Raw genomic sequence first — 13738 nt, forward strand, 5'->3', positions numbered from 1 at the left:
GGGCCCCGATCAGAGCCACTTGCCCTGAACCACCTGACGATACACGCTGGACAGCCATCCGTTGCCCTTCGCCTCGGGCTTCAACCCACGCTTTTGCAGCAGGTTGAAAGCGTCCTGATAGAAGGGCGAGGACTGGAAGTTGTGGCCGAGGATCGCGCCTGCGGTCTGGGCCTGATCGGTGATGCCGAGTGCCAGATAAGCCTCCACCAGACGTTCCAGCGCCTCGGGCGTGTGGCTCGTCGTTTGGAATTGCTCCACCACCACGCGGAAGCGGTTGATCGCCGCGGTGTAGTTGCCGCGCTTGAGGTAGTAGCGCCCGATCTCCATCTCCTTGCCCGCGAGGTGGTCGAAGGCGAGGTCGAATTTCAGGATCGCCGACTGGGCATATTCCGAATCCGGGTATTTCTCGATCACGTCGCGCAGCGCCTGCAGCGCCTGGAAGGTCAGGCCCTGATCGCGGCCGACCTCGTCGATCTGATCGTAATAGCTGAGCGCCAGAAGATATTGCGCATAGGCCGCGTCTTCGTCGCCCGGATAGGTGTCGAGGAATCGCTGCGCCGAAGCGCGGGCTTCTTCGTAATTCTTCGCCTTATGCTGGGCATAGGCTTCCATGATCAACGCGCGCTTGGCCCATTGCGAATAGGGGTAAAGCCGCTCGACCTCGGAGAAATACTTCAGCGCGGTATTGGGGCGGCGCGGATTGCCGACCTCCAGCTCGTATTCGCCACGCTCGTAGATTTGCTTCGCCGTGAAGTTTTCGAGGTTCGGTGCTTTGTTCGGGTCAGTACCGCAGGCGGAAAGCGCCATTACAAGACCAAGAGCCCCGAGTTTCGCTGCCGCCAGTTTGCCGCGCGCCATGCCCTGCCCCATCCCTCTTTCGTTGCCGGAGAAAGGCCCCGGACCCGTCAATCACTACCCCGTTTCGGAGGCCGTTCGGCATGTCCTAGCATAGAAAAATCCGGGGCGCAAAATGCCTTTGCGGGTTTTGACGCCCCTTTTCCCGATGCCCGCGAACCCGTGACCGGGCCGCGATGCATTCAGGCCGATGCCAGTGCCGCTGCCGAGCATACACCAGCGCCGGGCAAGCTGTAAGCCTGCGCGGGCGAACAGGTTTCCCAGCACCACGCATCGGGGCGTTCGAACAACGCCCGCAGAAGCTGGTTGGTCATCGCGTGACCCGCACGGTTGCCACGATAGCGACCGAGGATCGGCGCGCCTGCAAGCGCGAGATCGCCGAGCGCATCGAGCATCTTGTGGCGCACGGGTTCATCCGCATGACGCAGACCGCCGGGGCTGAGCACCTTGTCGCCATCGACGACCACGGCATTCTCGAACGTGCCGCCGAGGCTGAGCCCCTTCTCGCGCATCGCGTCGACATCGGCGAGACGGCAGAAGGTGCGGCTGTCCATCAACTCGCGCACGAAGGCGCCATTGGCCATCTTGAGGCGCTTGCTCTGACGACCGATCGCGGCGTCGGTGAAGTCGATCGCGAAATCGATCTCGAGGCCCGCGGCAGGTTCGATGCGCGCCACGGCCTGACCGTTGCGCACTTCGACCGGCTTGAGAATGCGGATCGCGCGCAGTTCAGCGGCAAGCTCACGCAAACCAGCCGCGCGGAACGCCGCGACGAACTGGGCCGAAGACCCGTCGAGGATCGGCACTTCCGGCCCGTCCAGCGAGATCAGCGCATTGTGGATGCCCGAGCCCACGAGAGCCGCCATCAGGTGCTCGATCGTGGAGACCTGAACGCCGTCCTCGTTTTCGATCAGCGTGCAGAGCGTCGCGCTCGGCACGTTGCTCCACAAAGCGGGCACACGCGGGTTCACGCCGGACACATCGGTGCGACGGAACACGATCCCATGGCCCGCAGGCGCCGGATGCACATGCATCTCGACCGGGGCGCCCGAATGGAGCCCAACGCCGGAAAAGGCCACGGATTTGGCAAGCGTCGTCTGCACGATAACCTCACAACTTTTTTCTCTGGCGATCCACGAACACACGGGTCCGAGAGCCGCAGCATCAGTTAGTCAGAGACGGCGGGGTTAACAATTCACTCTTTGTAACGGCCTGAAACATTGCGGCCGTGATCTGGCGGAAGGCCGCGCAGAAGCACATAAGCCGCTGATATAGAATGAAAAAAGGCCCGCTTTCGCGGACCTTTTTCGGCGTTTCGTGAAGCCTTTGTGACCGATTAATTCGCCTGACGGCGCAGGAAGGCCGGGATCTCGATGCGATCCTGATCATCGGATTGCTCGTCATCATAGGCCTCGGCACGCGGCTGAGCGGTTTGCGGACGCTGCTGCTGGGGCTGCGGCGCGGGCTGCTGCGGAGCGTGCTGCTGGGGCGCGTGGCCCTGCTCGGCATGGCCGTGGCCGGTCATGCGATTGATCAGCGAATTGATGCCAAAGCGCGGACGCTCTGCCTGCGGCTGCGGTTGCGGCTGCTGCGGTGCGGCCGGGCGAGTCGCCGCCATCGGACGCTGCGCGGGCGCGCTCGACGGAGCCTTGTTCACCGCCGCCTCGAGACGACGCAGGGCTTCCGGCGACGGGGTGCCGGGCTGACGCGGACGCGGTGCGACATAGTCATGCGCGCCGTCTTCGACATGCAGATCCTGCGCGGGCGCAGGCTGCGGACGATAGGCCGGCGGCGGCAGGTCGTCAGCGGCTTCCTGAGCGCGCGGCTGCTCCATCGTGGCGCGAGCTGCGGGCGCGTCGAACAGGGTCCGCTCTTGCGCGGTCTGCTGCGGCTGCGGCGCGGGCTGCGGGGCTGCCTGAGCGGCCGGTGCCTGTTGCGGCGCGGGCTGCGGGGCCGGAGCGGGCTGCGGCGCCGGAGCAGGCGCATGCTCGATGGTGGCCTCGGCTGCGGTTTCCGCGGGCTTCAGCGGCTCGGCGAGCGAGCGGCGCGGCACCGGGACTTCCGCCGGGGTGGCCAGCGCATCTATACCGGTCGCGACCACGGAGACACGCATCGCGCCTTCCATGTCGGGGTCCAGCGTCGAGCCGACGATGATGTTGGCATCCGCATCGACCTCTTCGCGAATGCGGTTCGCCGCTTCATCGAGTTCGAACAGCGTCAGGTCGTAGCCGCCGGTGATGTTGATCAGCACGCCCTTGGCGCCTGCCAGCGAAATCTCGTCGAGGAGCGGGTTCGCGATGGCCTTCTCGGCAGCCTGAACCGCGCGATCTTCGCCCGTCGCCTCGCCGGTGCCCATCATCGCCTTGCCCATCTCGTCCATCACCGCGCGCACGTCGGCGAAGTCGAGGTTGATCAGGCCAGGACGGACCATCAGGTCGGTCACGCCCTTCACGCCCTGATACAGAACGTCATCCGCCATCGAGAAGGCTTCGGTGAAGGTGGTCTTCTCATTGGCCAGACGGAACAGGTTCTGGTTCGGAATGATGATCAGCGTGTCGACGACCTTCTGGAGCTCTTCGAGGCCCTGCTCGGCCTGACGCATCCGCTTGGAGCCTTCGAACTGGAAGGGCTTGGTCACGACGCCGACGGTCAGCACGCCCAGCTCACGCGCGGCCTGCGCGATGATCGGGGCCGCGCCGGTGCCGGTGCCGCCGCCCATGCCGGCGGTGATGAAGCACATATGCGCGCCAGCGAGGTGATCGACGATCGCCTCGATGCTTTCTTCAGCGGCCGCGGCACCCACGGTGGGACGCGCGCCTGCGCCCAGACCCTCGGTGACTTTGGTGCCCATCTGGACCCGGGCCTGCGACTTGGACTGCTGCAGCGCCTGAGCGTCGGTATTCGCAACCACGAACTCCACGCCTTCAAGCTGCTGCTCGATCATGTTGTTGACCGCGTTCCCGCCCGCGCCCCCGACGCCGAATACGGTGATCCGGGGCTTGAGGTCCTCGTGCTCTGACATCATCAAATTCAACGCCATGTGGTATGTCCGCCTGTTGTTGCTGCCCGACCCTGTCCCAGGCCGATTTCAATGGAAATTAGACCGATTTTAGCGATGAATCGCCGCAGCGTCACGTAAAAAACCGCTTCGGACCACAAAATCTGGAGCTCCAGATTCCGTGACCAGCGGTATTTCGCGCAGACGTCAGGATATTGTGTGGATCATACAGTCAGACCGCCGCCGCTACGCGAACTTGAAGTTCGCGCGACAGGCGTCTGAGATCAGTCAATTTTCACTTTTGCAACATTTCACCAATTATCGCGGAACCAGCGGATGGCCCGGCGCAGCGAGCGCCCGCCCAGCGTTTCTGGGGGCATTTCGAAATCCCACCACTCGTCTTGCGGATGCGCCGCGAAAAGCGACAGCCCCACCACGGAAGAGAAGCCCGACCCGGTCGCGGCCTGCGGCAGACCCTGCACCCGCATCGGGCGTCCGAGCCGCACATTCTGGCCGAGGATTCGCGCGGCCAGCCCGTCGAGCCCCGGGATCTGGCTCGCCCCACCCGTCAGCACGATCTGCTTCGAGGGCAGATGCTCGAAGCCCGCGGCATCGAGGATCGCGCGCACGTCTTCGAGGATTTCCTCGACGCGCGGACGCATTATTCCGATCAGTTCGGCGCGGCTCACCTGGCGGCGGTCCTTCTCCCAGTCGCCCGAGTCGCCGCCCAGCTCGATCATCTCGCGATCGTCCATGCCGGTGGCGACGACGCCGCCGTGGAAGGTCTTGATCCGCTCGGCCACCGACATCGGCACCCGCAGCCCCGCCGCTATGTCGCGGGTGACATGCTCGCCGCCCAGCCGCACAGCATCGGCATAGATCATGTGTTTCTTCATGAAGATCGACACGCCGGTCGCGCCACCGCCCATGTCGATGCAGGCGGCGCCCAGCTCCTGCTCGTCCTCGACGAGGCTGGAGACGCCCGAGACATAGGCCGAGCTGGCGATACCCGCGAGTTCGAGATCGCAGCGCCGGATGCAATAGATCAGGTTCTGGATCGCGGTGTCGGAGACGGTCAGCAGATGCATGTCGACCGCGAGGCGCTGCCCCGCATGGCCCCGCGGATCGGCCAGACCCGAGCGGTGATCGAGCGCGAAGTTCACCGGCTGCGCATGCAGCACCTCGCGCCCTGCCCCGAGCGGCGGGATATCGCACGATGCCAGCACGCGGCTCACGTCGACTTCGGTGACCTGATCGCCCTGCACCTCGATCTCGCCCGCGAGACCATAGGAACGCGGCTCGGCGCCCGCGAAACAGGCAATGACGTGATCGACGCGCGTATTGGCCATCTTCTGTGCGGCCTGCACGGCGGTCCGGATCGCGCGTTCGGTCTCTGCCATCGCGTCGATCTCGCCGAAGCGCACGCCGCGCGAACGGGTCGTCGCGGCCCCGATCACCCGGACCGAGGCGTGCCCGGCCAGCGAGTCTTCGTCCTCGGACCCGTTCGGATTGTCGAATTTCAGAACGAGGCAGGCGATCTTGGAACTGCCGATATCGAGAAGCGCGATCACGCCCCGTTGCATCGCTGCCTTACGCATGTTGCGCATTGCGCGCTGGAACTCGTAGAGATCGGTCATTGCGTGGCCCTCGCTTTGAGAATGTCAGACTGCACCCGGCGGAATTCGGCGAGCGCGTTATCGCTGAGCCGGATCGTCGGACGGTCCTTGTTTCGAAAATCAATCACGGTGAAATCGCGGGCGAGCAGATCCTCGGCGGTATTGAGCGCGAGGATGCGGTCGAGTGCGGCGACGGGGTCTGTCTCGGGAAGCATGATGCGCTGATCGTGATCGAGCACGAGATCCCAGCGTCGTTCGCCCAACCGCTCCAGCCCGCGCAGACGCGGCAGAAGCGGACCGGCATCGGCAATGATTTCCAGCGCCTCGGGCACCGCCTTATCCGCGCCCATGCCGGAAATCACCGGCAGATCGGGGCGCGCTTCGCGGGAAATCAGCGTGGCGACCCGGTGGCCCGACGCATCGAGCATCTCAAGCCCCGCAGGCTGGCGCCAGAGGATCGCGGGGACGCGCTCGGTCACGTCGGCCTCGAGCACCCCGCCCGGACGGATCACCAGCCGCGCATCGGCCACCGCATCGAGGCGGCGGATCGTGTCGCGATAGGCGTCGAGGTCGATATCGAAGCTGGAAGCAGGCAGCCCCACCGGCAACATCGCGCGCACGGCATGGGCGACCTCGGGGCTCGCGCCTTCGATCTTCAGCAGCTTGACCATGAATTCAGGGCGATGCTCGATCGCGTCCTTCACATCCTGCACCTGTGCGACCAGCTCGGCGCGGCGGCCCGGATCGCCCAGCCACACCCCGAGGCCCGCGACGATCAGAACAATCGGCACGCCGATCCGGGTGAAGGCACGCACGGCGGGCGTGAGCCACAGCCGTTCGAGTTTGAAAGCAAGCCGCGACGGTGCGGGATCGCGGCGGGTAGGACGTTTGGAGCGTTGGTAAACACGAGGGGCCATGCCACCCGAAGGGCCTTGGCGATGCCCGGGGGCTTCGCGCGGCGGGGCACCGTTCAGCGGCCGCATGAGGCGTCCTCCACCAACCACGCGCAGAGCTCGGGGAAATCGATGCCGCAATGGGCGGCCTGTTCGGGCGAAAGCGAGGTGGGCGTCATGCCCGGCTGGGTGTTGGTCTCCAGCAGCACGAGACCGGCGAGCCCCCTGCCCTCGTCCCAGCGGAAATCGGTGCGCGAGAGGCCCCGGCAGCCCAGAACCTGATGCGCGCGGACCGCATAATCGAGGCAGGCTTCGGTGATCTCGACGGGGATTTCGGCGGGCAGAACGTGACGCGAGCCGCCGGGGCGGTATTTCGCGTCATAGTCGTACCAGCCCTCGGTGATGATCTCGGTCACGCAGAGCGCGCGCTCGCCCATCACGGAGACGGTCAGTTCGCGGCCCGGAGCGTAGGTCTCGACCATCACCTCTTCGGGCATCTCGGCCGATAGCTGCGGCGGCGAGTTCGCGCCATCCATCACCAGATAGACGCCGACCGACGAGCCCTCGTTATTCGGCTTCACGACATAAGGCGCGGGCAGCACGTGCCGCGCCATCACGTCGTCTTTCGTGGCGATCACGGATTGCACGATGGGCAGGTTCGCCGCGGCATAGGCTTGCTTTGCGCGGGCCTTGTCCATCGCCAGCGCCGAGGCCAGCACACCAGAATGGGTGTAAGGAATGCGGAGCCATTCGAGCATACCCTGAACGCAGCCATCCTCGCCCCAGCGACCATGCAAAGCATTGAAAACGCAATGGGGTGCGGCATCGCTCAGCCGTTGCGGAAGATCCTCTCCCGCGTCGATCTCGATCACTTCGAAACCCGCCGTGCGCAACGCCTTGGCGCATTCGCGCCCCGAGGACAGAGACACCTCCCGCTCAGCAGAAGGGCCGCCCAGAAGAACCGCCACACGGTGGGATGCCCTGCTCGACATACCCGCTACTTTCGCCTCATGCGGGGGTTGACCCCCGTCCGGTAATTGCGTTGCAGGGTGGAGGTCTTACGCCTCGAATTCTCCTACACGCATGATTTCCCACTCTAGCGAAATTCCGCTCGATTGCACAACCTTTTTGCGCACCTCTTCCCCGAGATTTTCGAGATCGGCCGCGGTCGCCCCGCCAGTGTTGATCATAAAGTTGCTGTGTTTTTCCGACATTTGCGCGCCACCGATGCGCGCGCCGCGCATTCCGGCATCGTCGATGATCTTCCACGCCTTCAGCTCATGCGTGTCATCGGCCCGCCCCGTCGAAGAGAAACCGGCGGGGTTGCGGAAGGTCGATCCGGCGGTGCGGTCCTTGGTCGGTTGGGTCGCATCGCGCTTGGCCAGTTGCTCGGCCATCCGCGCCTCGAGCGCTTCCGGCTCGCCCGCCTCCGCGCGGAACGTCGCGCCGGTCAGCACCCAGCCTTCGGGCAGGTCGCTCTGACGGTAAGCGAAGTTGAGATCCTCGGGCGTGAGCGTGACCCGCTCCCCTGCCCGCGTGATCGCGCGCGCTTCGATCAGGTGATCGGCGACGTAAGAGCCGTAGCAGCCCGCATTCATCCGCACCGCCCCGCCGATCGCGCCGGGAATGGTGCGCAGGAAGGTCAGGTCGAGCCCCGCCTGCGCCGCCTTGCGCGCGACATGTGCGTCCAGCGCCGCGGCGCCTGCCGTGACCGTCTCGCCCTCGCAGGCGATCCCGTTGAAGCCGCGCCCCATCCGGATCACCACCGCCCGCAGCCCCCCATCGCGCACGATCAGGTTCGAGCCTACGCCCATCGGGAAGACCGCGATCTCCTCGGGCAGCCCTTTCAGGAACTCTGCAAGGTCTTCCTCGTCGGCAGGCTGGAACAGCCAGTCTGCCGGGCCGCCCACGCGCAGCCAGGTCAGCGAGTCGAGCGGACGGTTCGGCGTCAGCGCGCCGCGCGGGGTATAGGTCGAAGGACAATCAGTCATGGCGCATCTCGTAGCCGCGCGCGCGGGGCGAGGCAAGCGATCTCGATCTCATTCAGCGGGGTCACGCGCGCCGCGCAGCGCCCGGACCAGAAAAATCACCGGCCAGCGCAGCACAGACATGCCACCCGCCAGAACCAGCAGCCCCATGATCGGGCCGTTCTGATAGGTCACCCAGCCCACCAGCGGCACGCCCACCGCGATCAGCCCCCACGCGCCCGGCCAGTGGAACCGCCTCGGTCCCATCGCGATCAGCGTGGCAATGAGCGCCCAGACACAGGCAAGAACGAGCGAGACGGTCATGAGAAACCTCCCAGGGCTGCGATCAGGGCCGCTCCGGCGACCAATGCGCCCACGACCGGAACGGCCATAGGCACCTTGAACGGCGCATAGTCGGACCGGCTTTTCAGCGCGACGAGCGACAGGTTAACGAGAAGGAAGACGCCCAGGAGCACCTTCGAAGTGATACCGGCCAATTGCTCGACCGGGGCAGCGAGCGCAAGCGCAATCATCGCCACACCGCAAAGAAGAGTCGCCAGCACCGGTGTGCCAAAGCGCGGATGCGCCTGATGAAAAACGGACAGCGCGGGGCTGCGGCGACCCAGACCGAACAGCACGCGCGCCGCCATCACCACCTGCGCGAGCACCCCGTTCAGCGCCGCCGCCACCGCGATCGCAGCGAGGATACCGGGCGCATGTCCCGCCGATTGCCAGACCAGCGCCAGCGGCTGCTCGGAGCGGGCGAGATCGGCCAGCGGCACCGCGCGCACGGCAGCGTAGCTTACGGTCAGATAGAGGATCGCGGTGATCCCGAGCGCGGCGAGGATCGCACGCGGCATGTCGCGGATCGGGTCGCGCATCTCCTCGGACATGTTCACCATGTCCTCGAAACCGATGAAGGCGAAGAAAGCGAGCGACGCGGCCGCCGCGATCCCGGCCCAATGCGGCGCGGGCACCGGCGTGAGATCGGGGCTCGGATCGGCGGAGAGCCCGGCCCAGATCACCAGCGCGAGCCCGACCACCTCGACCAGCGTCAGGGCCACGGCGAGGCCCACGGATTCCAGAACGCCGAGGCAGGCCACGCCGATCAGCACCAGCCCGAAGGCGATCATCACGCCCTCGACCGGTAACGGCACCAGCAGTGTCAGATAGCCAGCCCCACCACGCAGCACCGCCGCCGCCGACACCGTGCCCGCGACCACGATACCCAGCCCCACGATCAGCGCCAGCGCGTGACTGCGCAGGCCTTCCTCGACAAAGGCGGCTTCTCCGGCGGCTTCGGGGATACGCGAGGACAATTCGGCATAGGAGAGCGCGGAGGGCGCCGCGATCAGCCCCGCCAGCACGAAGGCCAGCGGCGCCCAGATCCCGGCCTGCGCGGCGACCGCGCCGACCAGCACATAGATACCCGCGCCCACCATGACGCCGACCCCGTAGCCGGTCATCAGCCACGGACCCAATCGGCGTTTCAGATGCGTCTCGTCACGCATGACGCGGCCCTTCTTGCCCACATAAGACGACGTGGCAGCGCCGCAAGTCTTTTCGATGTCGTGCCGGGTCGCCCCGGCGCCTGCTCAGCCCCCCAGCTTCGCAGGCAGGTTGTTCGCCCAGGTCGAGATCGTCCCCGCCCCGAGGCAGACGACGATATCACCGGGACGCGCCTGTTCACGCACCAGCCGAGCCAGATCATCTTCCGACAAAATGGCACGAGCATGACGGTGACCATGCGCGATCAGCCCGGCGACCAGATCGTCGCGCGTAGCCCCCTCGATCGGTTCCTCGCCCGCCGAGAAAACTTCGGCGATGGCGACCACATCGGCCTCGTTGAAACAGGTGCAGAAATCGTCGAACAGCGAATGCAGGCGCGAATAGCGGTGCGGCTGGTGGACCGCGATCACCCGCGCACCGGGCTTCACCGCCTGACGCGCGGCTTTCAGCACGGCGGCAATCTCGACCGGGTGGTGGCCGTAATCATCGATGATCGTGACCCCGCCCAGCACGTCGCCGACCTTGGTGAAGCGTCGGTTCACGCCGCCGAAACTCGCCAGAGCTTCCTTGATCTCGCCCATCTTCATCCCGAGATGGCGCGCCACCGCGACGGCGGCCAGCGCGTTCGAGACGTTATGATCGCCCGGCATCGGCAGCGTGCAGCCCTCGATCACCGGCTTGCCCTCTTCGCCCTGCAGCGCGATGTCGAAATGCGCGACGCCAGCGTCGTAATGCAGGTTGATCGCACGGATATCGGCCTGCGCGTTGAAGCCGAAGGTCACGACGCGGCGGTCATTGAGCTTGCCGACCAGCGTCTGCACTTCCGGGTGATCGGTGCAACAGACCGCGAGCCCGTAGAACGGGATGTTCGAGACGAAATCGTAAAACCCTTTGCGCAGCGCGTCGAAAGAACCCCAATGCTCCATATGCTCGGGGTCGATATTGGTCACGATGGCGATGGTCGCGGGCAGACGGTTGAAGGAACCATCGCTCTCGTCGGCCTCCACCACCATCCACTCGCCCGCGCCTGCGCGCGCGTTCGAGCCATAGGCGTGGATGATCCCGCCATTGATCACGGTTGGGTCGAAATTGCCCTTGTCGAGTAGCGTCGCGACCATCGTCGTGGTCGTGGTCTTGCCGTGGGTGCCGCCGATCGCGATGTTCGATTTCAGGCGCATCAGCTCGGCCAGCATCTCGGCGCGGCGCACGACCGGAAGACCACGGCGGCGCGCTTCTTCCAGCTCGGGATTGCCCGGCTTGATCGCGGTGGAGATCACCACGACGCCCGCCTCGCCGATATTCTCGGCGCGCTGACCCTCGAAGATGGTCGCGCCCAGCTTCGCCAGACGGTCGGTGATCTTGGAGGATTTCGCATCCGAGCCCTGAACCGTGAACCCTTGGGTCATCAGCACTTCGGCGATGCCGGACATGCCGATCCCGCCGATACCGACGAAATGGATGGGGCCGAGTTCTCCGGGCAGTTTGGTCGCGTTCATAGAGTCTTTCCTGCTAGGTCTTCGACGAGGGCGACGAGCCGCTCGGTGGCGTCCGGCACCCCGTAGGAGAGGGCCGCGCGCGACATCTGCAGCGCGCCCTCGGGGTTGTCCAGCACCAGTGAAATTTGATCCGCGAGGCTCTCCGTCGAGAGCTGGCTTTCGGGGATGGTGATCGCGCCGCCGGTCTTCGCGAGACCGCGCGCGTTGGCCGCTTGGTGATCGCCAGCGGCGGCGGCATAGGGGATCAGGATCGCGGGCCGCCCGATGACGGAGATATCCGCGACCGAGGACGCACCGGCGCGCGAGATCACCAGCTGGCATTCGCTGAGACGGCGCGGCACGTCGATGAAGAAGGGCTCGACCTCGGCGCTGATGCCCGCGGCCTCATAAGCGGCGACCACCCGGTCGAGGTCTTCGGGGCGCGCCTGATGAGAGACGCGCAGATTGGCGCGGGCGGCCTCGGGAAGGCTCGCCATCGCCGCCGGAACCGTGTCCGACAGGATGCGCGCGCCCTGAGAGCCGCCAATCACGAGGACCGACATCGGGTAGTCGCCCGGCGGGATATAGGCCGCGCCCGCCCGCTCCAGCACGGCAGCCCGCACCGGGTTGCCCGTATGCTCGCCCTGCACGCCCTCGGGCAGATCGGTCGGCCAGGTGCCGCAGGCGAAGCGGTTCACCTTCTTGGCGAAGACGCGGTTCACCTTGCCCATAATGCCGTTCTGTTCGTGAATGGCGCGGGGAATACCCAGAGCGACCGCAGAAGACAGCGCCGGGATCGTCGGATACCCGCCAAATCCCACCACCACCGTCGGTTTGTCCGACAGGTTCTTGCGGATGGCCGAAGCCACGCCGCCCGCGATCTTGAACGGCACGCCCAACTTGCCGAGCGCGCCGCCGCGCGCAAATGTCGCCGAGGCGATCTGCTCCACCGTCACCGTATGGGGAAAGCCGCCCGCGTAGCGCGCGCCGCGCGCATCGGTGGACAGCTTGACGCGCCAGCCCCGGCGCACCATCGCCTCGGCCAGCGCCTGTGCGGGGAACATATGCCCGCCGGTGCCGCCAGCGGCGATCAGCAGTAGCGGGGTCGTGTCCTTGGCCATGTCCCCCTCCTGAGGGTTTTAGCGACCGCGTCGGGCGAGAATATCCGAAATCTGTCCCTGCGGCCGGGTCCGAGTCAGCGCGAGCAACATACCCACCGCAATCCCCGAAGCAATGACCGAAGAGCCCCCGTAGCTGACGAACGGCAAAGTCATGCCTTTCGCGGGCAGAAGGCGCACCGCGACGCCCATATTGATGATCGCCTGAACGCCGAAGGCGCAGGCCAGACCGGAGCCTGCAAGCCGGGTGAAGGGATCGCGCTCGCGCATCAGGCGCAGCAGCGAGCGGATCACCACGGTCGCATAAAGCGCGATGATGACCAGCACGAGGATGAGACCGTATTCCTCGGCGGCGACCGCGATGATGAAGTCGGTATGCGCATCGGGCAGCGACCACTTGACCGAGCCCTGCCCCACACCGACGCCGAAGAACCCACCCTCTTGGATCGCGTTGGTCGCGTAACCGATCTGGGTGCGCGGATCGACATCCGTCGACAGGAAGCCGTTGATCCGGCGCGCGAAGTGTTCCGAGAAGTTATAGGCGAAGAAGCCGCCCGCCACGGTCAGCGCCCCGATCCCTGTCAGCAGCGCAATCGGCGCGCCCGAGATGAAATACATCACCGACCATGCGAACAGCACCAGCGAGGCCTGCCCGAAATCGGGTTGCAAGGCGAGCGCCACCACGATGATGACCATCAGAAGGAAGGAATAGAGCCGCCCCTTCGGGCCCCCGACGTCATGGGCTGCGGCCATGAACCAGCCGGAGATGATGACGAAACCGGGCTTGAGGAATTCGGACGGCTGGATCGATGCGAAGCCGAAGGAATACCACCGCACCGCGCCCTTGCCGAAATCGGTGCCCAGCACCGGCAGCAGCATCACCGCGACGAAGGCGCCGACGAAGCCGATCACGCCCAGCCTGCGCACCTGTTTCGGGTCGAGCATCGAGATGCCCAGCATCACGCCCAGCGCCACCACCCCGAAGAAGGCCTGACGTTTGACGTAATAGAAAGGCTCGAGACCGTTGCGCTCTGCCAGCGGCACCGAGGCCGCGAGCCCCAGCAACATGCCAAGGCCGAACAACGCCAAAACGGCGCCGAGCGCCCATTTGTCGATCGTGCGCCACCATTTCGGTAGGACGGGTTCACCGGCCCGTACGGGGACGGTGCCGAATGCCATTTCTGTCATGGGCTATACTGCCGTTACTGCCTCGAATACGCCCGTTTTCCGGGTCTGATCGGAATCGTAGCCCAAAAGCTTTGAGATGACTAGGAAAATTCCGAAGCGGCGCGATCACTCGGCGATGA

12 protein-coding genes are annotated in these 13738 nt (G+C 65.6%); all 12 read right to left on the reverse strand.

Features of this window, described 5'->3' with window-relative positions; genetic code table 11:
* Positions 1–9: 9 nt before the first annotated feature.
* Positions 10–858 (reverse strand): outer membrane protein assembly factor BamD, encoded by an 849-nt coding sequence (locus tag BMI87_RS18385; RefSeq protein WP_078523038.1) that lies wholly within the window; start codon positions 856–858, stop codon positions 10–12.
* A gap of 179 nt (positions 859–1037) precedes the next feature.
* Positions 1038–1958, reverse strand: a complete 921-nt coding sequence (gene lpxC, locus BMI87_RS18390) for a UDP-3-O-acyl-N-acetylglucosamine deacetylase (RefSeq protein WP_078522993.1) — start codon at positions 1956–1958, stop codon at positions 1038–1040.
* 233 nt (positions 1959–2191) lie between these two features.
* Positions 2192–3895, reverse strand: a complete 1704-nt coding sequence (gene ftsZ, locus BMI87_RS18395; protein ID WP_078522994.1) for a cell division protein FtsZ — start codon at positions 3893–3895, stop codon at positions 2192–2194.
* 269 nt (positions 3896–4164) lie between these two features.
* Complete coding sequence (gene ftsA, locus BMI87_RS18400; RefSeq protein ID WP_078522995.1) at positions 4165–5490, reverse strand: cell division protein FtsA; 1326 nt, start codon at positions 5488–5490, stop codon at positions 4165–4167.
* The gene (locus BMI87_RS18405; protein WP_078522996.1) at positions 5487–6452 is read right to left on the reverse strand and encodes a cell division protein FtsQ/DivIB; all 966 of its coding nucleotides are present in this window, start codon (positions 6450–6452) and stop codon (positions 5487–5489) included. Before BMI87_RS18405 ends, ftsA begins: the two co-directional genes overlap by 4 nt.
* Positions 6440–7354: a D-alanine--D-alanine ligase gene (locus BMI87_RS18410; RefSeq protein ID WP_078522997.1), complete on the reverse strand. Its 915-nt coding sequence runs from the start codon at positions 7352–7354 to the stop codon at positions 6440–6442. The genes BMI87_RS18405 and BMI87_RS18410 overlap by 13 nt, the downstream gene beginning before the upstream one ends.
* A gap of 66 nt (positions 7355–7420) precedes the next feature.
* Positions 7421–8353: a UDP-N-acetylmuramate dehydrogenase gene (gene murB / locus BMI87_RS18415; protein ID WP_078522998.1), complete on the reverse strand. Its 933-nt coding sequence runs from the start codon at positions 8351–8353 to the stop codon at positions 7421–7423.
* A 48-nt stretch (positions 8354–8401) separates the two neighbouring features.
* On the reverse strand, positions 8402–8653 hold the full coding sequence (locus BMI87_RS18420) for a DUF2484 family protein (protein WP_078522999.1): 252 nt from the start codon (positions 8651–8653) through the stop codon (positions 8402–8404).
* Positions 8650–9840 (reverse strand): APC family permease, encoded by a 1191-nt coding sequence (locus tag BMI87_RS18425; RefSeq protein ID WP_078523000.1) that lies wholly within the window; start codon positions 9838–9840, stop codon positions 8650–8652. The genes BMI87_RS18420 and BMI87_RS18425 overlap by 4 nt, the downstream gene beginning before the upstream one ends.
* Before the next feature lie 84 nt (positions 9841–9924).
* Positions 9925–11334, reverse strand: coding sequence for a UDP-N-acetylmuramate--L-alanine ligase (gene murC, locus BMI87_RS18430; protein WP_078523001.1), 1410 nt, complete (start codon positions 11332–11334; stop codon positions 9925–9927).
* The gene (locus BMI87_RS18435; RefSeq protein WP_078523002.1) at positions 11331–12434 is read right to left on the reverse strand and encodes a glycosyltransferase; all 1104 of its coding nucleotides are present in this window, start codon (positions 12432–12434) and stop codon (positions 11331–11333) included. Before BMI87_RS18435 ends, murC begins: the two co-directional genes overlap by 4 nt.
* 18 nt (positions 12435–12452) lie before the next feature.
* Complete coding sequence (locus BMI87_RS18440) at positions 12453–13619, reverse strand: putative peptidoglycan glycosyltransferase FtsW (RefSeq protein WP_078523003.1); 1167 nt, start codon at positions 13617–13619, stop codon at positions 12453–12455.
* Between the last annotated feature and the right edge of the window lie 119 nt (positions 13620–13738).

Source organism: Thioclava sp. F28-4 (assembly GCF_002020045.1).
GTDB lineage: Bacteria > Pseudomonadota > Alphaproteobacteria > Rhodobacterales > Rhodobacteraceae > Thioclava > Thioclava sediminum.

Bases quoted from the DNA above. Each gene is read 5' to 3' on its own strand.
- BMI87_RS18385 (WP_078523038.1), bottom strand. From the start codon at position 858: ATGGCGCGCGGCAAACTGGCGGCAGCGAAACTCGGGGCTCTTGGTCTT.
- ftsZ (WP_078522994.1), bottom strand. From the start codon at position 3,895: ATGGCGTTGAATTTGATGATGTCAGAGCACGAGGACCTCAAGCCCCGG.
- ftsA (WP_078522995.1), bottom strand. From the start codon at position 5,490: ATGACCGATCTCTACGAGTTCCAGCGCGCAATGCGCAACATGCGTAAG.
- BMI87_RS18405 (WP_078522996.1), bottom strand. From the start codon at position 6,452: ATGCGGCCGCTGAACGGTGCCCCGCCGCGCGAAGCCCCCGGGCATCGC.
- BMI87_RS18410 (WP_078522997.1), bottom strand. From the start codon at position 7,354: ATGTCGAGCAGGGCATCCCACCGTGTGGCGGTTCTTCTGGGCGGCCCT.
- murB (WP_078522998.1), bottom strand. From the start codon at position 8,353: ATGACTGATTGTCCTTCGACCTATACCCCGCGCGGCGCGCTGACGCCG.
- BMI87_RS18420 (WP_078522999.1), bottom strand. From the start codon at position 8,653: ATGACCGTCTCGCTCGTTCTTGCCTGTGTCTGGGCGCTCATTGCCACG.
- BMI87_RS18425 (WP_078523000.1), bottom strand. From the start codon at position 9,840: ATGCGTGACGAGACGCATCTGAAACGCCGATTGGGTCCGTGGCTGATG.
- murC (WP_078523001.1), bottom strand. From the start codon at position 11,334: ATGAACGCGACCAAACTGCCCGGAGAACTCGGCCCCATCCATTTCGTC.
- BMI87_RS18435 (WP_078523002.1), bottom strand. From the start codon at position 12,434: ATGGCCAAGGACACGACCCCGCTACTGCTGATCGCCGCTGGCGGCACC.
- BMI87_RS18440 (WP_078523003.1), bottom strand. From the start codon at position 13,619: ATGACAGAAATGGCATTCGGCACCGTCCCCGTACGGGCCGGTGAACCC.